This window comes from Streptomyces sp. NPDC048461 (genome assembly GCF_055587105.1).
The window spans coordinates 1-18,495 of the sequence record NZ_JBVJGW010000006.1; the positions used below are offsets into that span (position 1 = coordinate 1).

The following is an 18,495-nucleotide window of genomic DNA, read 5'->3' on the forward strand; positions in this document are numbered from 1 at the left end:
GCGCCTGTACCGGCCGCGGCGCCTGTACCGGCCGCGGCGCCTGTACCGGCCGCGGCGCCTGTACCGGCCGCGGCGCCTGTACCGGCCGCGGCGCCTGTACCGGCCGCGGCGCCTGTACCGGCCGCGGCGCCCGTACCGGCCGCGCCCGTACGGGCCGTCGCCACCGCGGGGCCGGCCGGGTCGCCGCCGTCGCGGGCGCAGCTCCCGTCCTCGCGGCCGCGCTGAACCCGTCGCCCGCGCGCAGTGCGCCGGGGCGGCCCGGAGGAGGGCGGTCCGCCGGGCGACCGGCAGACTGCTCCGCATGCTCGATGCCTCCGCACGACTGCTGCGCCTGCTGTCCCTGCTGCAAGCCCACCGGGAATGGACCGGGGCCGATCTCGCCGACCGGCTCGGGGTCACCCCGCGCACGGTGCGGCGGGACGTCGACCGGCTGCGGGAGCTCGGGTATCCGGTCAACGCCAGCCCCGGGACGGGAGGCGGCTACCAGCTGGGGGCCGGGGCCGAGATGCCGCCGCTGCTGCTGGACGACGAGGAGGCCGTGGCGGTCGCCGTCGGGCTGCGCACCGCCGCCGGGAACGGGGTCGAGGGGATCGGGGAGGCATCCGTACGGGCCCTCGCGAAGCTGGAGCAGGTGCTGCCGTCGCGGCTGCGGCGCCGGGTCTCGGCGCTCAACGAGTTCACCGTGTCCATGCTGCGCGACCCCCGGGGTTCCACCGTCGACCCCTCCGTCCTGACGGAGCTGGCCTCCGTCTGCCGGGACGCCGAGCGGCTGCGCTTCGGGTACCGGGACCACGGAGGCACCGTCAGCCGCCGCACCGTGGAGCCGCACCGGCTGGTGTGCACCGAGCGGCGCTGGTACCTGGTCGCCTGGGACGTGGACCGGGAGGCCTGGCGCACCTTCCGGGTCGACCGGATCGAGCCCAGGCCCCCGCACGGCCCCCGGTTCACCCCGCGGCCGCCGCCGGCCGAGGACCTGGCCGCGTACGTCTCCCACGGGGTGTCGCAGGGCGTGTACGCGACCAGGGCGCTGATCCGGCTGAAGATCCCGATCGAGGAGGCGTCGCTGGTCATCGGGCCCAGCGACGGAACCCTGGAGCCGGTCGACGGGCGGAGCTGCCTGCTGCGCACCGGAGCGGTGAACCTGACCGTTCTCGTGATTCACGTCATGTTGCTCGGCTGTGAGTTCGAAGTCGTCGAGCCGCCGGAGCTGACGGACCGGATCAGGGCCGCGCGGGATCTCCTCGGGCGGGCCGTGGACTCCGCACCCGTGGAGAAAATGTAAGAGAACTGAGGGGTAATCACCTGGTCCGGTCCAAGGGGCCGCGGCAATCTCCGGCGGTAATTGACCCCCTTGCGGCAGGAATTCCATACGGTCTTCCCGGCGGGCGTGTCGCGCACGGGAAAACAATGGGAGCCTGTCGATATTCTGTGACACAAGCGTGACCCGGGACGGACTAACGTGCCGGTCGGCCGCTGACGGTCCGGGGGTGCCCGCGGACCGCGCGGCGGGAACGGCGGAGGCGGGCCGGGTCGATGACCCGGCCCGCCTCGGTGTCGTGCGGGAGGTGGTGCGTACCGTCCCGCGGACGTCAGCCGCCGGTCACCGGACGCGCCGCGGCACCCCGGGCGGGGGCCCGCTCGGTGTGCGCCGGACGGCGGCTGCCGGCCGGGGTGACCGGGGTCCGCTCGGAGCGGATCACGTGCGCCCTGGTGGCCGCGTGCGCGGCGGGGCGGGGCGCCGGGGAGTGCCCCGTGACGGCGCCCGCGGGGCCCGAGGGCGCCGCGGGGACGGCCGGCAGGGCTGAGGCGACGGGGGAGGCGGGGAGCACGGGCTCGGCGGGGAGCGCGGGCTCGGCGGCCGCGGCGGGAGCCGGGGCAGCCGCCCCGGCGGTGTCCGCGTCCAGTCTGAGCTGCCACTTGCCGCCCGCGGAGAGCAGCGGGGTGAGCGCGACGGCGACCGGCGCGGGCATCCGCCCGGTCTCGGCACGGCGGCGCAGCAGCTCGCGCAGCTCGAAGACGTAGGCCTCGACGCGGGCGATGAGCGGCTCGAACCAGGGGAGCGCCAGGAGGATCAGCAGCCCCGCGGTCCAGCCGAGGAGGACGTCGCTGATCCAGTGGGTACCGAGGTAGACGGTGGTGGCGCCGACGCTCAGGGAGACGACGGCGGACACCACGGACAGCACCCGCCGGGTGACCACGGTGGAAGCCAGGTAGGCCAGGATTCCCCAGGTCACGACGGCGTTGGCGGTGTGGCCGGAGGGAAATATATCGCCGCCCGCGAAGAGTTCGGCGGAGCCGATCTCGGTGGCGTAGTGCGGGCCGAGGCGGCCGAGGCCGATCTTGACGGCCCCGACGGTGACGTTGAGGAGCAGCAGTGACACGCCGAGGGTGATCAGCGGGCGGAGGGTGTGCTGGCGCCAGGAGCGCCAGCCGAGCCAGGCGGCGACCATCACCGCGGTGGGTCCGCGCTGGCCGAGCACGACGAGGTAGTCGAGGAAGGCGTGCAGCTGCGGCCACTGCTCGTAGGGGCGGAAGAACATGACCTGCCAGTCCAGCCGGACGAGCCAGGACGTGGTCAGTACGGCCACCACGATCGCGAGGTAGAAGGCCAGCGTCGATCCCAGGAGCACGACGCGGTGCCGGCTCATCCGCGGCGTTTGCAGATGAGCCGGTCGCTCTGGTTCCCGGTCCAGCCGGGCGAACACCCGCTCCAGACGGGGCGGGATTAGGTCGGTACGCACTCAATCGACGTTACCGCGCGTTGCCGGGCGCCCCGGGCGAATCACGCGCTTTGTGATGACCATGTGATGTGGAGTTGGTCTCACGCGGAACTTAATTGCCGCTATTTCGAGCGGGGTTGCGGCCCACTTGATCCACTGTCACCGAAATGCCTTTCGCACACTTACCTGTGCTTTATTGCCGCAGCCCGCGTCCTTTGCCGAATGATGTATCGGAATGTCTCATTCCGTTATCTACGGGGGCCCGGAGCCGTTCAGCCAGAACGCCCCGTAGACCGCCGAGGCCACGGCCGCCGCACCCAGCACCAGGGCCGCCCACCGCGTCCGCCACCGGGCCAGGGCCACCGCCACGGGAAGCAGCAGCGGGAAGGCCGGCAGCAGCAGCCGCGGCTTGGAACCGAAGTACCCCGACGCGCACAGGGCCAGCGCCATCACGACCCCGCCGTAGACGAGCAGCGGCACCGGCTGCCGCTGCCGCACGCACCGCACGTACAGCCACAGCACCAGCGCGACCCCGGCGACCAGTCCGGCCCCGGCCGCGAAGCCCGCGGACGCGGGAGCGCCGGGGGAGGCCAGCTTCGCCCCGACGAAGCGGGCGAAGGCCCAGCCGCCGTCGAAGCCGTTGCCCCAGCCCGCCTGCACGTCCAGGTAGCCGAACGGCCCGCCCCCGGTGCGCACGCCGACCCACAGCACGTACGCCGCCGCGCCCAGCGGGGCCAGCAGGGCGCCCGCCGCCATCCGCCACGACCGCTCCCCGCGCCGCACCGCCAGGGCGACCGCCACCCACACCGCCGCGACCACCGCGGCACCGACCGGGCGGGTCAGCCCGGCCCCGGCCGCCAGCAGCCCCGCGGTCACCCACCGGCCGCGCAGGGTCCCGTACAGCGCCCAGGCGGCGAGCGCGGTGAACAGGGACTCGCTGTACGCCATGGACTGCACGATCCCGACGGGCAGCACCGCCCACAGCGCCACGGCCATGACCCCGGCCCGGCGGCCGTACAGCAGGCCGGCCACGGCGAAGATCCCCCAGGCCGCCGCGAGCCCGGCGAGCGCCGACACCACCAGGCCCGAGGAGCCGTACGAGAGCCCGGTCAGGGCCGACACCAGCCGCTCCAGCCAGGGCAGGAGCGGGAAGAAGGCCAGGTTCGAATGGACGTCCCCGTTCGGGAGGACCACCTCGTAGCCGTACCCGCCGGCCGCGGTGCGGGCGTACCAGAGCGAGTCCCAGCGGGCCGACAGCAGCGTGTGCGGGCTGCTGCCCGCGGCCGCGCTCCAGGCGCCGAGGACGAGCAGCCCGAGCAGCCTGACCGCCGCGAAGACGGCCAGTGCGGGCGCGGCCCGGCGAAATCCAAGATCTTCCACGGGCATGATTATCGGTGGCGGCGCACCGCGGGCGCGGCCGGGCACCACGAGCCGTGAGCGCGCGTGCACGCGGGGCAGTGCGAGCGGCCCGGCACGTGGCGTACGCCACACGGCGGCCGCATCCGGGATGAGAGCTTGACCACGTGGACGACAGGCGAACTCGCGTACGCTGACCGTTCACTCGCGTGTCGATGCCGGACCCGTCGGAAGCCGCACAGCGCACCATCCCCGCGGCCCCGCAGACGCTGGTCCGCCGAGTGCGGGGGGATCACCTGGGAGGTACATGCATGTCGGGGACGAACACGGCCGACCGCAGCACCCCCGGCCCCTGGCAGCGGCTCCGCGCGGCATCCGGCGGGGCCAACCGCTGGGTCGTCCTGGCGGTGCTCTGCGTCAGCCTGGTCCTCGTCGCGCTCGACGCGACGATCCTGCACGTCGCCGTCCCGTCCGTCACCGAGGACCTGCGCCCCGGCTCGATCGAGCTCCTCTGGATCGTCGACGCCTACCCGCTGGTCTGCGCCGCCCTGCTGATCCTCTTCGGCACCCTGGGCGACCGGGTCGGCCGCCGCCGCATCCTCCTCCTCGGCTACGCGCTCTTCGGCGCGGCCTCCGCGCTGGCGGCCCTCGCCGACAGCGCCCAGGTCCTCATCGCCGCCCGCGCGCTGCTCGGCATCGGCGGCGCGATGATCATGCCCGCCACGCTGTCGATCCTGCGCCAGGTCTTCCCCGACCGGCGCGAGCGGGCCCTCGCCATCGGCATCTGGACCGCCGTCGCCGCCGTCGGCGCGGCCGGCGGACCGGTGCTCGGAGGCTTCCTGGTCCAGCACTTCTGGTGGGGCTCCGTCTTCCTCATCAACATCCCGCTGATGGCACTGATCCTTCCGCTGGGCCGCTGGCTGCTCCCCGAGTCGAAGGGCTCCGCCGACGGGCCCTGGGACGTGCTCGGCGCGCTGATGGCCGCCGCCGGAGTGCTCGGCTCCGTGCTCGGCGTCAAGCGGCTGGGCGCCGAGCGGCAGCTGCTCGACGCCGAGGCGATGGTCCCGCTGTTCCTCGGTGCGGCGCTGCTCGTGCTGTTCGTACGGCGCCAGAGGCGGCGCACGCACCCGCTGATCGACATGCGGCTGTTCTCCCGCGCCGCCTTCACGACCTCCGTCGGATGCATCGTGCTCGCCATGCTGGCGCTGGTCGGCCTGGAGCTCATCGCCGTCCAGTACCTCCAGCTGGTGCTGCACCTCAGCCCGCTGGAGACCGGCCTGCGGCTGCTGCCGCTGACCTTCGCCGCCATGGCCGCCGGCGCCACCGGGTCCTACACCCTGACCCGGATCGGCCCGCGGACCATGGTCTCGCTGGGCTTCCTGCTCACGGCCTTCGCCGTGCTGCTGCTGACCCTGATGGGGCAGCAGGACCGTCCCGTCCTGCTCACGGTGGGCTTCATCCTGCTCGGCTTCGGGCTCCAGACCACCCTTTTCGCCGCGTACGAGTCCATGCTGAGCGAGGCCCCCGCGGCCACCGCCGGCGGTGCGGCCTCGATCGGCGAGACCTCGTACCAGCTGGGCGCGGGCATGGGCATCGCCCTGCTGGGCAGCGTGATGAACGCCGCGTACGCCCCGGGGCTCGCGCGGGTGCCGGGCGTCTCGGCGGCGCAGTCGGAGGGCGCCGCGCATTCGCTGGGCGAGGCGTACCAGATCGCCGCGCAGCTCGGCGGGCCCGCGGGGGCCTCGCTGTACGAAGCCGCCCGGCACTCCTTCGTGCACGGGCTGCACGTGACCCTGGTGGTGAGCGCGGGGCTGCTGCTGGCGGGTGCGGTGATGGCGCTGAAGCTGCCGCGGGTGATGGAGTGCGGGGCGCCCGGCGGCGAGCCGGAGGAGGAAGCGGCGGTGAAGCTGCCCTCCCAGGGGGGCGGGCGGCGGGCGGCCGGGGTGCCGTCGCAGGCTGCCGGTGAGCCGTGCCCGGCTCCTGCGGAGCGCGCGGGCTGACCGTGCCGGGCCGCCGGGCCGCCGGGCCGCCGGGCCGACGTGGGCTCGGGTGCGTGCTCGCGTGCCGCGCCGTCGCCGGGGGCGCTGCCCCCGGACCCCCGCGCCTCAAACGCCGGCGGGGCTGATCATGCGCTGACCGTGGCGGGCTGATCAGGGCCGCGGCTGTCCGGGGGCGGGGCTGATCATGGCCGGGGTGGGGGTGGACGGGTGGGGAAGGGGGCGTCTAGCGTCGGGGGCGCCGCGCGCAGACGTGCGCCGCCAGTTCCGACTCCGGCCGCCGGGAGGCCCCGTGTCCGCGTTCCAGCCCCATGATCCGCTCGGGCTCGACGAGCTCCTCGGTCCGGAGGACCTCGCCATCCGCGACACCGTCCGCGGCTGGGCCGCCGACCGGGTGCTGCCGCACGTCGCCGAGTGGTACGAGAAGGGCGAGCTGCCGGAGATCCGCGAGATCGCCCGCGAGCTCGGTTCGCTCGGCGCCCTCGGGATGTCGCTGACCGGCTACGGCTGCGCCGGCGCCAGCGCCGTCCAGTACGGCCTCGCCTGCCTGGAACTGGAGGCCGCCGACTCCGGCATCCGCTCGCTGGTGTCCGTACAGGGTTCCCTCGCGATGTACGCGATCTGGAAGTACGGTTCCGAGGAGCAGAAGCAGCGCTGGCTGCCCGGCATGGCCGCCGGCGAGCTGATCGGCTGCTTCGGGCTGACCGAGCCGGACCACGGTTCCGACCCCGCGGGCATGCGGACGTACGCGAAGCGCGACGGCACCGACTGGGTGCTGAACGGCCGCAAGATGTGGATCACCAACGGCTCCGTCGCCGCGGTGGCCGTGGTGTGGGCGCAGACCGACGAGGGGATCCGCGGCTTCGCGGTGCCCACCGGCAGCGCGGGGTTCTCCGCCCCCGAGATCCGGCACAAGTGGTCGCTGCGCGCCTCGGTGACGAGCGAGCTGGTCATGGACGACGTACGGCTGCCCGCGGACGCGGTCCTGCCCGGCGTCACCGGTCTCAAGGGTCCGCTCGGCTGCCTCAGCCACGCGCGGTACGGGATCATCTGGGGGTCCATGGGCGCGGCGCGCGCCAGCTTCGAGTCCGCGCTCGACTACTCCAGGACCCGGGAGCAGTTCGGCAAGCCGATCGGCGGTTTCCAGCTCACGCAGGCCAAGCTCGCGGACATGGCACTGGAGCTCCACAAGGGCATCCTGCTGGCCCACCACCTGGGCCGGCGCATGGACGCGGGGACCCTGCGGCCGGAGCAGATCAGCTTCGGCAAGCTCAACAATGTCCGCGAGGCCATCGAAATCTGTCGGACCGCGCGGACCATCCTGGGTGCCAACGGGATCTCCCTCGAATACCCCGTCATGCGGCACGCCACCAACCTCGAGTCGGTCCTCACCTACGAGGGCACCGCCGAGATGCACCAACTGGTGCTGGGCAAGGCGCTCACCGGGCTCGACGCCTTCCGGTGAGGGCCCTGCCTAGCTCTGGTTGAAGAAATCGCGCGAACGGCCGCCGGGCTCACCGCTCACGATCTGGGTGTCGGCCGGGGTCAGCAGGAAGACCCTGGTCGCCACCCGCTCGATCGATCCGCGCAGCCCGAAGGTCAGTCCGGCCGCGAAGTCGACCACGCGCTTCGCGTCGCCCGGATCCATCGACGACAGGTTGACGATCACCGGGACGCCCTCGCGGAACAGCTCGCCGATGCCGCGCGCGTCCCGGAAACCGTCCGGGGTGACCGTGGCGATCCGGCGTCCCTGGTCGACGGCCGACTCCGAGGCCACCTTGACCCGGGGGTCGGTGACCCACGCGTCGCCGGGGCCGGAAACCGAACCACCCTGGGCGGCCTCCGCGTAGTCGTCGTCGTAGTAACGCTCGTCGTCGCTGTCTTCCACGAGACCCAGCCAGGCACTCGCCTTGCGCACCGAACCCATGGACGCCTCCTTTCACCGCGGTCAGTCTGTCTTCTCTCCGCTGCCCCTATGGTCGTCCATGATGCTGACAACGCGCCAAGTGGATAGTCGGCGCGCACGGGTTTCGTGACGGTACTGGTGCAGAACATCCGTTGCACGGTCAAGGATCCAGGCGGCTACCGCTGCTGACTGAGTGAAAATACGACTGCTGCGGCCTTACGGGTGAGCGGTGCGGACGTACGGGTGACGCGCGGGGCTCGCTACGATGCCCGGCAGGCACGCGTACGACCCACGGGGGAACAGATTGTTCGGCATCGTCAGACCTTGCACGCACCGGCTCGGGGAGCGGTTCAAGGCGGAGTGGATGGCCCATCTGTGCGGGCTGTGCCTGGCACTTCGCGGGGACCACGGTCAGTTCGCCCGGATCGTCACGAACTACGACGGTTTGCTGGTCTCCGTTCTGACGGAGGCTCAGTCCGGTCCGGCTCCCGGCGCGCGCCGCACCGCGGGGCCCTGTCCCCTGCGCGGCATGCGCACGGCCGCGGTGGCCCAGGGCGAGGGGGCGCGCCTCGCGGCAGCCGTCTCGCTCGTGCTGGCCTCCGCGAAGGTGCGCGACCACGTCGCGGACCGGGACGGGCTGTTGGCCCGGGCCCCCCTCGCCCTCGCCGCCCGTACGGTCGCCCGCGGCTGGGACCGGGCCGGCGCCCGGACCGGAGCCTCGCTCGGCTTCGACACGGCGGTGCTCGTCGACGCCGTGGACCGGCAGGGGGCCATCGAGACCCTGGCCGGTCCCGGCACGCCCGTGCTCGTCGTGACCGAGCCGACGGAGACCGCCACGGCCGCCGCCTTCGCGCATACCGCGCAGCTCGCCGGACGGCCAGGCAACGCCCCCGCGCTCGCCGAGGCGGGCCGGTACTTCGGGCGGCTGGCGCACCTGCTGGACGCGGTGGAGGACCAGGGCGCGGACGCCGAGGCGGGCGCCTGGAACCCGCTCACCGCCACCGGGACCCCGCGGGCCGAGGCCCGGCGGCTGTGCGACGACGCCCTCCGGGGCATCCGGCTGGCACTGGCCGAGGTCGAGTTCGCCGACGCGGGCCTCGCCCACCGGCTGCTCGTGCACGAGCTGCGCACCTCCGTGGACCGGGCCTTCGGGACCGCGGGCTGCGGGCACGACCACACCGGTACGGCACCGGCCGGCCAGGGCGGCGCCCCGTACGGCGGCGGGCCCTACGGGGGTCAGCCGCACGGGGGCCTGCCGTACGACGCCCGGGGCGCCGGCAACCCGTACGCGCAGAACCCCTACGGCGGCCCGCCCCAGGGCGGCGCCCCGTACGGCGGGGGAGCGCCCGGCGGGCCCCCTGCGGGCTCGGGCGGCGGCTTCGGCGGCGGTGGTGGTGGTGGCGGCATGTTCGGCGGGCCGACCCCGCCGAAGCCGCGCCGCGGGCTGCTCGCCGGCTGCGCGGTCGCCATCGGCCTGTGCTGCACCTGCCGGATCTGCTGCGCCGACGAGTACGAGGGGCCCTGGTCCCGCAAGAAGCGCGAGGGCTGCTGCTCCAACTGCGACTGCCCGACGGGCTGCGACTGCGACGGCTGCTGCTGCCCCTGCGACTGAGGTCCCGTCAGATTCCACAGGTCCGGACGGGGTACCCCCGGGTTCCCGCCCGGACCGGCGTGGAAGGGTTGAGCGGCATGAGCGACGACGCGGACGATCCGCACACCGACTGGCGGAAATGGCACGAGCGACGGCTGGCCGCCGTGTCCGCCCCCTACGGCCCCCTCGCGCTGACCGGAACCCACTGGCTCGCCGACTACCCGGAAGGTCGACTTCCGGCCGTTCCGGGGCTCTGGCGCGCGACCGGAGGCTCGGTGGCGCTGACCGCCGCCGCCGGGGACGGTCTGTGCCTCGACGGCGAGCCCCTCGCGGGCGAGGCCGTGCTCGGCGCGGACGAGGGCCCTCCGTCGGCCTCCCGGGTCCGCGCGGGCGAGGTACGGCTCGTCGTGATCCGGCGCGAGGGGGAGTGGGCGGTCCGCGTCTTCGATCCCGGCTCCGAGGCCCGCCGGTCCTTCGCCGGCATCGAGGCCACCCCGTACGACCCGGCCCTCGCGCTGCCGGGCCGCTTCCGCCCGTACGCCGAGGGCCGGACCGTCCAGGTCGAGAACGCCGACGGGCGCGCCCGGGGCCTCGGACTCGGCGGCGAGCTCGTCTTCGCCCACGAGGGCGCGGAGCACGCCCTCCAGGTCGCCGTCGACGAGGACGACGGCAGTCTGTGGGCCGTTTTCGGCGACGCCACCGGCGGCCGCTCCAGCTACCGCTTCCGCTTCCTGAAGCCCGGCGTCCCGGCGTCCGACGGCTCGATCACCGTGGACCTCAACCGCGCGGTGCTGCCGCCCTGTGCCTTCGCGGACCACTTCGTGTGCCCGTTCCCGCCACCGGGGAACACGCTGCCCTTCGAGGTGGCGGCAGGAGAGCGGCGGCTGAAAGCCGCCCTTGCGACCGATATCTGACGACAGCACACTCCCGAGAGTGCTTGTCAGGGACACGGCGTGTTCTTCTGCGCTCCCGTGCCCCTGCCGCGCCTCACGGGCTCCGGCACCCCCACGATCGCCGGGCCCCCGAACCCTCCCGGAGGACGATAAGTGAGGATCAAGAGCATCACCCGTACCCGGCTGCTCGCGGCGGCCACCGGCCTGGCCGCCGTAGCCGCGCTCGCCGCCCCCACCGCCGCCAGCGCCGACACCCAGGACGGCGGGTTCAGCGCCTCCCGTCTCGCCTCGGCCGGCGCATCCGTCCTGCGCGCCGACGTCGCCGGCACCGCATGGCACACCGACCCCGCCACCGGGACCCTCGTGGTCACGGCCGACTCCACCGTCTCCGCCGCCTCCCTCGCGAGAATCAAGCGCGAGGCGGGGGCCGACGCCGGTGCCCTGCGCATCGAACGCACCCCGGGCAAACTGACCAAGCTGCTCTCCGGCGGCGACGCGATCTACGCGTCGAGCTGGCGCTGTTCGCTCGGCTTCAACGTCCGCAGCGGAAACACCTACTACGCGCTCACCGCCGGGCACTGTACGGACGGCGCCGGCACCTGGTGGAGCAACTCCGCCAAGACCACCGTGCTCGGCTCGACCACCGGGTCCAGCTTCCCCACCAACGACTACGGCCTGATCAAGTACGCCAGCAACTCGCCGGTCCCGCCCGGAACCGTCGGCAGCCAGGACATCACCAGCGCCGTCAACGCCACCACCGGCATGGCCGTCAAGCGCCGCGGGTCCACCACCGGCACCCACAGCGGTTCGGTCACCGGCCTCAACGCCACCGTCAACTACGGCGGCGGCGACGTCGTCTACGGCATGATCCGCACCAACGTGTGCGCCGAGCCCGGCGACAGCGGCGGCCCGCTCTACTCGGGCACCCGCGCCGTCGGCCTCACCTCCGGGGGCAGCGGCAACTGCTCCTCCGGCGGAACCACGTTCTTCCAGCCCGTGGTCGAGGCCCTCAACGCCTATGGGGTCAGCGTCTACTGACGGTGACCCACGCGCCCCCGGACGCCCCCCTGGACGTCCTCCCGCCATCTGGGAGGATGTCCAGGGTGTCCACGGGGGAGGCTTCTGCATGAAACGCATCGGAGTGACCGGCCACCGGTCCATCCCCGGCAGGGCGCTCGGCCACGTGGAGAGCGCCCTGCGGGCCGTGCTGGGACGCCACGAAGGCCCGCTGGAGGCCCTCTCCAGCCTCGCCGACGGGGCGGACCAGCTGTTCGCCTCCATCGCGCTCGAACACGGCGCCGACCTCACCGTGGTCATCCCCAGCGGGGACTACGAGGACGCCTTCGAGGACGCCGAGTCCCTGGCCCGCTACCGGGGGCTCAAGCGCCGCGCGGCCCAGGAGGTGCGGATGGACTTCGCCCACGCCACCGACGAGGCCTACTACGCCGCCGGCACCTACATCGCCGACTCCTGCGACCGGCTCGTCGCCGTCTGGGACGGACTGCCCGCGCGCGGCCACGGCGGAACCGCCGAGATCGTCGCCTACGCCCGGACGCTCGGCAAGCCGGTCACCGTCATCTGGCAGGCGGGCGCGACCCGGGACTGAGCCGCGCCCCCGCTTCCCGGACGGCCGTCAGCTGCTGTGCCGGGCCAGCCAGTCCGTGTGCTGCGGCGAGACGTACCGCTCGGTCTCGTACACCGACGAGGGCCACTGGGACTCGGTGATCGTCGTCTGCATCACGACCATCATGGCCGCCAGGTCCTGCTCGATCAGGGTGTGCGCCTCGATCAGCGGATGGTGGCGGCGCACCTCGTTCCAGGCGATCCCGGCCGCGGCGGCCGCGCTCAGCAGCCCGGTCAGCTCCGCGCCCGGACCCGAGCCGAACATCCCGAACACCGCGAGCAGCAGGGCCAGGAGGGTCAGCAGCACGATCGTCCACGACCACAGGGCGGTCGCCCGGCGGGACACCTCCGTCCGCCTCCGGTACCAGTTGCGCTGCTCGATCAGCCGGTCCCGGACGTACGTCTCGCGCCGCGCCTGGTAGCCCGTCCCGCGCAGCCGCTCCATCGCGCCGGTGATCTCCCCGCCCTCCGGGACCTCCCCGGTGGCCCGCGGGTCCTCCCAGCCCATCTTGCGCAGCTCGTCCAGGCCCTTCTCCAGCCGGGCCCGGTACGTCGCCCCCGCGTCGGCGGCGTCCGTGCCGAACGGCGCGCCGTGCACGGCGTACCGCCACGCCAGGGACTTGATGAACTCCGCCGCACTGCGGTTGAGCTGCCACTGCGGGCGGGCCCGCCGCCGGGTCGCCCGTACGCCCACGGCCAGCACCCCCGCGTACGCGAGCGCGCTCAGCAGCCCGAACAGGCGCACCGGGCCGAGCTCCGGGCCCGACGGCAGCGCGGCCGCCCCCGCGGCCGCGACCAGCAGCAGCAGCTGGGCACGGGTCGCCTGGGTGGACTCCCGCTGGCGGGAGATCGCGGCCCGGTCGGTGTGGTGGAAGAGGGCCGGCAGGTCCTCGTTTCGAAAGGTCATGCTGTCGGTCACGGCGCCCCCTGCTGTCGGGTGGCGGGCGGTCGGGCCGCGCGGCCCCACCGCCCGCGGTCGGATCACACGGCGAGGGGCTCCAGGTCACGGTGGACCCGCCGCTCGTCGCGGGCGTAGCGGGTCAGTCCGTGCTCCTCGCCGAGCAGCCGGGTCAGTTCGGCCACCGTCTCCGCACGGACCCGGGCCGCCTCCTCCTTGCGGCCCATGGAGTCCAGGCTGACCGCCATGTTGGAGGCGCTCGCCAGGGTCTCCGGGTGGTGCACCCCGAGCGACTCGCGCAGCCGCATCACGGACAGCCGCTCCAGCTCCAGGGCACCCTCGGGATCGCCCAGGTCGGCCCGGGCGTTGGCCAGGTTGAGGTGCGCGAAGATCGTGTGCGGGTGGTTGTCGCCCAGCACCTCGCGCATGTGCCGGATCGTCTGCCGCAGCATCGGCTCCGCCGTCTCCGACGCGCCCGTGCCCCAGTGGAAGACCGCCAGGTTGTTGACGGCCGCCAGGGTGTACGGGTGCCGCTCGCCCGGCACCTTCATGTACTCGTCGACCACCTCCTGCGCCAGGTCCCGGGCCGCGCCCGGGTCCCCGGTCGCGAACAGGTCCGCGGCCAGGTTCAGCTCGCAGGCCAGCAGGTCCGGGTTGACCGAGGTGTACTTGGCCCGGTAGCGGCCCCGGGTCGCCGTCGTCAGCCGCAGCGCGTCCTCCAGCTCCCCGGCCCGGCGCAGCGACACCGCCAGGTTCTTCGCCGCCGACAGGGTGCCCGGGAACGCCCAGCCGAGCTGCCGCTTGTAGATCTCGTACGTCCGGGCCAGCAGCTGCACCGAGTCGTCGTAGCGGCCCACCTCGCGCAGGTCCCGGGCCAGGTTCTGCGCCGAGGACAGGGTGTACGGGTGGTCCGGGCCCAGCACCTCCGTGCGCCGGTCGAAGACCTCCTGGTCGATCTCCCGGGCCCGGGAGTACTGCCCGACCATGCGCAGGTTCAGCGCCAGGTTGTTCGCGGCGGCCAGCGTGCGCGGGTGGGCCTCGTGGAAGATCTGCCCGAAGCCCTCGTGCGCGGCCGTCGCCAGCTCCATCGCCTCGCCGTAGCGGCCGAGCGCGCCCAGGTCCATCGCCAGACCGCTGGTGGTCATGTACGTGTGCGGGTGGGAGGCCCCGAGGGCGTCCCGCTGCCGCTCCAGCGTGCCCTCGTCCAGTTCCATCGCCTCCACGAAACGGCCCTGCGAGCGCAGGATGTTCGAGAGGTGGAACCGCAGGTAGAGGTACTGCAGGTCGTCGCCGCCCAGGGTCTCCTTCCAGACCTCGCGCAGCTCCTCGCCCAGCTGGTGCGCGGCCTTGAAGTCACCGCGCTTCCACAGGTACCGCACCCGGTCGATCAGCAGCCGGCGGGTCTCCGGCTCCTTGCAGTGGCGGGCGTCGGACGGAGTCAGGTGGGGCCAGATCGTGTTGAACCGCGGCCACGTCTCCGGGTTGTCTATCGGCTCGTCGTCGTCCGGCCGGGCCCCCGCCAGGATCCGGTGCACCGCGTGCCGGGCCTCGTGCTGCTCCTCCTCCGAGAGCTGCGCCCGGATGACGGCCTGGACCAGGCGGTGCACCTGGATGCTGTTGCCGACCTGGTCGACCTTGGCCAGGGCGAACCGGCCGATCTCCCGGATCACCCGGCCCAGCACCAGCTTCTCCTGCAGGGAGGAGTCGTACGGCTTGAGCGCGTCGATCATCTCCTTGCTGTAGAGGAGGTTGGCCGAGATCGGCTCCGGTGCGAAGAACGCGCACAGCTGCAACAGCCGTACGGCGGCGGGGGAGCGGGACTGGAGCCGCTCGATGGACACGTTCCAGGTGGCGGCCACCGGCTGCGGGTACCCGGGGGGCTGGTTCAGGCCCAGCACCCGGGCGGCCTGCTGCGCGAGCTGCTCGATGTACGCGGACACCGGGGTCGCGGTCTCCGCGATCCAGGCACCGGCCTGCTCCACGGCCAGCGGCAGGTCTCCCACCGCCACGGCGACCTGCTCGGCGTCGTCCTGGGACAGTCCGGGCGCGCGGCGCTGGAGGTGCTCGATGGACTCCTCGCGCAGGAAGACGTCCACGGGCAGCGCGTCGCCGTACTGCGACCAGGACTGGTTGCGGGAGGTCACCAGCACGTGACCCGGACCGCCCGGCGGGAAGAACCGCTTGAGGGTCTCCGGGTCGTCGGCGTTGTCGAAGACCAGCAGCCAGCGCGAGGACGGGACCCCGCGGCGGAGCAGGTCGATCGCCTCCTGGGAGGCGGCCGCCATGTCCTCCCCGGTCTGCGCCCCCAGCCGTACGGCCAGCTCGGCGAGGGCCGCGACCACGTCGTCGGTCTGCTCCGAGGAGATCCACCACACCAGGTCGTAGTCGGCCATGAACCGGTGCACGTACTCCAGGGCCACCTGGGTCTTGCCGACGCCGCCGAGCCCGTACAGCGTCTGCGGCTGCGGCAGCACGACGGCCATGCCGCCGCCGAGCTGGTCGCGCATCCGCTCCAGCACGATGCTGCGGCCGGTGAACCCGGTGTTGCGGGGCGGTGCGTTCCAGATCTTCGGGACGGTCCCCGGGAAGCGGGGGCCGGGCTGCGAGGCGCTGTTGACGGTGTCGGGCAGGGCCATCGGCCGCTCCACCGCGCGCAGCAGCGCGGTGGTGGCGTGCACCTCGTCCAGCCGGAACAGGTCCACCGGGTTGCGGTCGATGTAGGGCGTGGCGAGCCGTACGTCGCCCACGCGCAGCGGCACCAGCTGGCGCCGGCCGCCGGTCGGGTCCTCGGCGGCCGCCCGGTTCCACACGTCCACGGCCCGGGCCGACTTGAGGTAGGCGCTGGAGAGCAGGACCACGGTGCGGGCGGCGGTGTCCACGCTCAGGCCCGCGCCGCCGAGCGTGTCGCCGGAGCCCTGCCCCGCACCGGCACCCGCCCCGGCGCCCGCCGCGCCGGACGGCGGCTGTTCGGCGGAGACGTCCCGGGGGACGACCCGGAAGCCGGCCCGGGTGAGCACCGACTCGATCCAGTCGGCCCACATCCGGTTCTCGGCGACGTACGAGAGGAACAGGTCGGCGGGCAGCGCGGGACGGCGCCGGGTGAAGGCGTCGCGGATGCGCAGCCGTACCTCCTCGCCGATGACCGGCATCGAGGTGATCTCGCCGCCGGTCACCACGGTGGTCAGGCGTTCGAAGGCGGAGAGCAGGGAGTTGGTGAGCCCGGCCTCGTCGCCGAAGGTCGCCAGGGTCTCCTCGTACGCGTAGTACGGGCGGTAGGGGATCTCCACCGCGCCCCAGTAGGAGGTCAGCTCGTCCCCGACGAGGCCGCCCGGAAAGCGGTCGAACTTGATCCGGGCCAGGGCCCGGCCGGCGTCGGCCTTCTCCTTCTCGCCCTCGTCGATGCGCATCGGGACCGGGTAGATCGTGATGCCGCGGTCGTTGAACCGCTCGTCGATCTGCCGGGCGACGGAGGCGGCGCCGTCGATGGACTGGTCGGAGAGGGTGAAGCAGTCGACGAGGACGTCCGGGAGGTGGACGGTGCAGATGTCCGCGATGTCGGACAGGCCGGTGCGGCTGTCGATGAGGACGTAGTCGTAGTTGCGCTTCATGTCCGCGCGTAAGGCGTCGAAGAACAGCCCGCCGCCGAGCCGGTCGTAGAAGTTGTCCCAGTCGAAGGTGGAGACGGTCGCGGAGTACTCGCGGTTCTGGCGGCCCGCGGAGACGAAGTCGAGGGTGCCGCCGTCCGGGAACTCCCAGCCGAGGACCTCCGGGGTGAGGGAGACCGCGTGCGGCTGGATGCGCGCGTAGTCCTTGTGCCAGTCCTCGGCCCGCGCCACCGGGCTCGTCGCGGCCCAGGCGTACTCGCTGATCAGGTCGATGACCCCGGTGGTGGCGCCGAGCGTGGACGGGTCGAGGAAGGGGTGGAAGAAGCGGTGCAGGCCCGGGGCCTCCAGGTCCCAGTCCACGGCGAGGACCCGCTTGCCGTTGGCGGCGAGGATCCAGGCGGTGTTGGCCAGCGCCATGGTGCGGCCGGTACCGCCCTTGTACGAGTAGAAGGTGACGATCCGTCCGTCACGGCTGTCGCTGTCACGACTCGCTGTCATCCGCGTCCCCCCGGTCGATGTCGTCGGCGTCGTTGCCGTCGTTGCTTGCGGTGTGCGCGCGCTGGGCATCGGGCGGGAAGGGGACGGACGGCGCGGGCGTGAACGGCTCGTTCATCCCCATCGGCCCGATCAGCCGCGGTCGTTCGGTGTGGGTGTTGCCGGCCGGCAGGTACACCTGGGCGTGTCTGAGGAACTGCTGGGCCGCTGCCTCGACCACCTGCGGCAGGATCTGGCCGAGGGTCTCCATGTTCGCGACGCCGTTGGCCGCGGCCCGGCACGCGGCCCGGCCCTGGCCCATCTTGACGGGGAGGGTCTCCTCCAGCCGCCGGGTCAGCTCGGCTTCCTTCGCCCGGCTCTGGTGGTCGTAGCGGTTCCACGGGACGACCACGTTGATCCACGGGCGGGACTCCTGGTCGAAGGCGGCGAGGCGCCGGCGGCGCTGCTCGTCCTCGACCACCCAGCGGTCGACGATCAGGATCTCGGGGCGGGTCGGCGGCTGCTTGCTGTCGAAGTGCCCGGCCTCGTCGTCGAACGTGGCCATGGTCGTGCGGTAGTTGAGGGACCTGACCAGGTCCTCGGCCACGTACGCGATGGGCTTCTGCGAGACCGGGTGGTACGGGTTCCATTCCAGCGCGCTGTCCCCGTAGTACTCGGGGCTGCGGCCGTCCGGCAGGTCGTGCCGGGACGAGGCCGCCACGGTCACCTGCAGGGTGCGGCCGGCGTTTCCCGGCGTGCCGAAGGCGCTCGGTATGCCCCGGTAGTCGACCGGGCGGGTGGACGCCAGGCGGACGGTTTCGGCCACCGAGACGATGCGCTTGGCCAGCTCGTACACGGCCCGCTCGTACTGCTCGGCGTATCCGCGCAGCTTGATCAGCCCGTACAGCCCGTCGGTGACGTACCGCTCCCCGAGGGTGTTGTGGTTGAACTGCAACCGTTCGGCGGGGCCGGGAAGTTGGGACGGCGGCACCGGCACCCATAACGCCGGCACGATGGCGTCGGCCGATTCGTTCGTGATGGCGCTCTTCTGGATGAGGCGCTGCGTGAAGGCGAACCACTCCTTTCCGCACATCTCACTGGCGAAGTACCGCGGCGAGAAGAGGGGTACGAACACCCGGCAGGTGGCGAGCGCCGCCCCGAGCCGTTCCGACCAGCCCTCGCCGCTGCGTATCTCCCGGTCCATGAATCCGGCGTCGGAACCCGCGGGGAGGTCCGTCAGGGCCATGACGTGGCTGCAGAGGTCGCGGAAGAGACGCTCGACCCACATGTCCGGGTCGGGCCCCCCGGCCCCGAATCTCGGTGTATGCGCATAACTGAGAAAAAAGTACGGCTGCACTGATGCGGGCACACGCCCCCCGTCCCGAAGATGCGAGCGAAGAAACATCATTCCGGAGCTGCATCGCCACATCCC

General features: G+C 73.1%; 13 protein-coding genes. 7 read left to right on the plus strand and 6 right to left on the minus strand.

The window, feature by feature from the left end:
* Positions 1-301 precede the first annotated feature (301 nt).
* Positions 302-1,282 carry a helix-turn-helix transcriptional regulator gene (locus ACZ6S8_RS12475; RefSeq protein WP_469454942.1) on the plus strand — a complete coding sequence of 327 codons (981 nt, stop codon included), beginning with the start codon at positions 302-304 and terminating at the stop codon, positions 1,280-1,282.
* Between the two features lie 307 nt (positions 1,283-1,589).
* Here ACZ6S8_RS12475 and ACZ6S8_RS12480 read toward each other — a convergent pair whose 3' ends face one another.
* Together ACZ6S8_RS12480 and ACZ6S8_RS12485 are read right to left on the minus strand one after the other, a co-directional pair.
* Positions 1,590-2,741: a phosphatase PAP2 family protein gene (locus tag ACZ6S8_RS12480; RefSeq protein ID WP_469454944.1), complete on the minus strand. Its 1,152-nt coding sequence runs from the start codon at positions 2,739-2,741 to the stop codon at positions 1,590-1,592.
* Between the two features lie 231 nt (positions 2,742-2,972).
* Positions 2,973-4,106, minus strand: coding sequence for a glycosyltransferase family 39 protein (locus ACZ6S8_RS12485; protein WP_469454946.1), 1,134 nt, complete (start codon positions 4,104-4,106; stop codon positions 2,973-2,975).
* A 281-nt stretch (positions 4,107-4,387) separates the two neighbouring features.
* Between ACZ6S8_RS12485 and ACZ6S8_RS12490 the strand changes: the two genes are divergently transcribed.
* A complete protein-coding gene (locus tag ACZ6S8_RS12490) occupies positions 4,388-6,076 on the plus strand; it encodes an MFS transporter (RefSeq protein ID WP_469454948.1) in 1,689 nt (562 codons plus the stop codon).
* Positions 6,077-6,365: 289 nt separating this feature from the next.
* Positions 6,366-7,538 carry an acyl-CoA dehydrogenase family protein gene (locus ACZ6S8_RS12495; RefSeq protein ID WP_469454950.1) on the plus strand — a complete coding sequence of 391 codons (1,173 nt, stop codon included), beginning with the start codon at positions 6,366-6,368 and terminating at the stop codon, positions 7,536-7,538.
* A 9-nt stretch (positions 7,539-7,547) separates the two neighbouring features.
* Here ACZ6S8_RS12495 and ACZ6S8_RS12500 read toward each other — a convergent pair whose 3' ends face one another.
* Positions 7,548-8,000 (minus strand): cell division protein SepF, encoded by a 453-nt coding sequence (locus ACZ6S8_RS12500; protein WP_383927133.1) that lies wholly within the window; start codon positions 7,998-8,000, stop codon positions 7,548-7,550.
* Between the two features lie 283 nt (positions 8,001-8,283).
* On the opposite strand from ACZ6S8_RS12500, the gene ACZ6S8_RS12505 reads away from it, so the two are divergent.
* The 4 genes from ACZ6S8_RS12505 (at position 8,284) to ACZ6S8_RS12520 (ending at position 12,069) form a co-directional block, all read left to right on the plus strand.
* Entirely contained in the window at positions 8,284-9,591 is a 1,308-nt protein-coding gene (locus ACZ6S8_RS12505) for a DUF5685 family protein (protein WP_469454952.1), read from the plus strand.
* 77 nt (positions 9,592-9,668) lie between these two features.
* Positions 9,669-10,484 (plus strand): DUF1684 domain-containing protein, encoded by an 816-nt coding sequence (locus ACZ6S8_RS12510; RefSeq protein ID WP_469454954.1) that lies wholly within the window; start codon positions 9,669-9,671, stop codon positions 10,482-10,484.
* Positions 10,485-10,616: 132 nt separating this feature from the next.
* A complete protein-coding gene (locus tag ACZ6S8_RS12515; protein WP_469454956.1) occupies positions 10,617-11,501 on the plus strand; it encodes a S1 family peptidase in 885 nt (294 codons plus the stop codon).
* An 88-nt stretch (positions 11,502-11,589) separates the two neighbouring features.
* Complete coding sequence (locus ACZ6S8_RS12520) at positions 11,590-12,069, plus strand: hypothetical protein (RefSeq protein WP_469454958.1); 480 nt, start codon at positions 11,590-11,592, stop codon at positions 12,067-12,069.
* 27 nt (positions 12,070-12,096) lie between these two features.
* On the opposite strand, the gene ACZ6S8_RS12525 is transcribed toward ACZ6S8_RS12520, so the two are convergent.
* The 3 genes from ACZ6S8_RS12525 to ACZ6S8_RS12535 form a co-directional block, all read right to left on the minus strand.
* The gene (locus tag ACZ6S8_RS12525) at positions 12,097-12,993 is read right to left on the minus strand and encodes a DUF4231 domain-containing protein (protein WP_469455450.1); all 897 of its coding nucleotides are present in this window, start codon (positions 12,991-12,993) and stop codon (positions 12,097-12,099) included.
* A 74-nt stretch (positions 12,994-13,067) separates the two neighbouring features.
* Positions 13,068-17,087 (minus strand): FxSxx-COOH system tetratricopeptide repeat protein, encoded by a 4,020-nt coding sequence (fxsT, locus tag ACZ6S8_RS12530; protein ID WP_469454960.1) that lies wholly within the window; start codon positions 17,085-17,087, stop codon positions 13,068-13,070.
* Complete coding sequence (locus tag ACZ6S8_RS12535; protein ID WP_469455452.1) at positions 17,071-18,468, minus strand: TIR-like protein FxsC; 1,398 nt, start codon at positions 18,466-18,468, stop codon at positions 17,071-17,073. Before ACZ6S8_RS12535 ends, fxsT begins: the two co-directional genes overlap by 17 nt.
* Positions 18,469-18,495: the final 27 nt, after the last annotated feature.

Excerpts from the sequence above, each read along its gene's own strand:
- ACZ6S8_RS12525 (WP_469455450.1), bottom strand. The coding sequence starts at position 12,993 with ATGACCTTTCGAAACGAGGACCTGCCGGCCCTCTTCCACCACACCGAC.
- ACZ6S8_RS12485 (WP_469454946.1), bottom strand. The coding sequence starts at position 4,106 with ATGCCCGTGGAAGATCTTGGATTTCGCCGGGCCGCGCCCGCACTGGCC.
- ACZ6S8_RS12490 (WP_469454948.1), top strand. The coding sequence starts at position 4,388 with ATGTCGGGGACGAACACGGCCGACCGCAGCACCCCCGGCCCCTGGCAG.
- fxsT (WP_469454960.1), bottom strand. The coding sequence starts at position 17,087 with ATGACAGCGAGTCGTGACAGCGACAGCCGTGACGGACGGATCGTCACC.
- ACZ6S8_RS12475 (WP_469454942.1), top strand. The coding sequence starts at position 302 with ATGCTCGATGCCTCCGCACGACTGCTGCGCCTGCTGTCCCTGCTGCAA.
- ACZ6S8_RS12510 (WP_469454954.1), top strand. The coding sequence starts at position 9,669 with ATGAGCGACGACGCGGACGATCCGCACACCGACTGGCGGAAATGGCAC.
- ACZ6S8_RS12520 (WP_469454958.1), top strand. The coding sequence starts at position 11,590 with ATGAAACGCATCGGAGTGACCGGCCACCGGTCCATCCCCGGCAGGGCG.
- ACZ6S8_RS12500 (WP_383927133.1), bottom strand. The coding sequence starts at position 8,000 with ATGGGTTCGGTGCGCAAGGCGAGTGCCTGGCTGGGTCTCGTGGAAGAC.
- ACZ6S8_RS12535 (WP_469455452.1), bottom strand. The coding sequence starts at position 18,468 with ATGTTTCTTCGCTCGCATCTTCGGGACGGGGGGCGTGTGCCCGCATCA.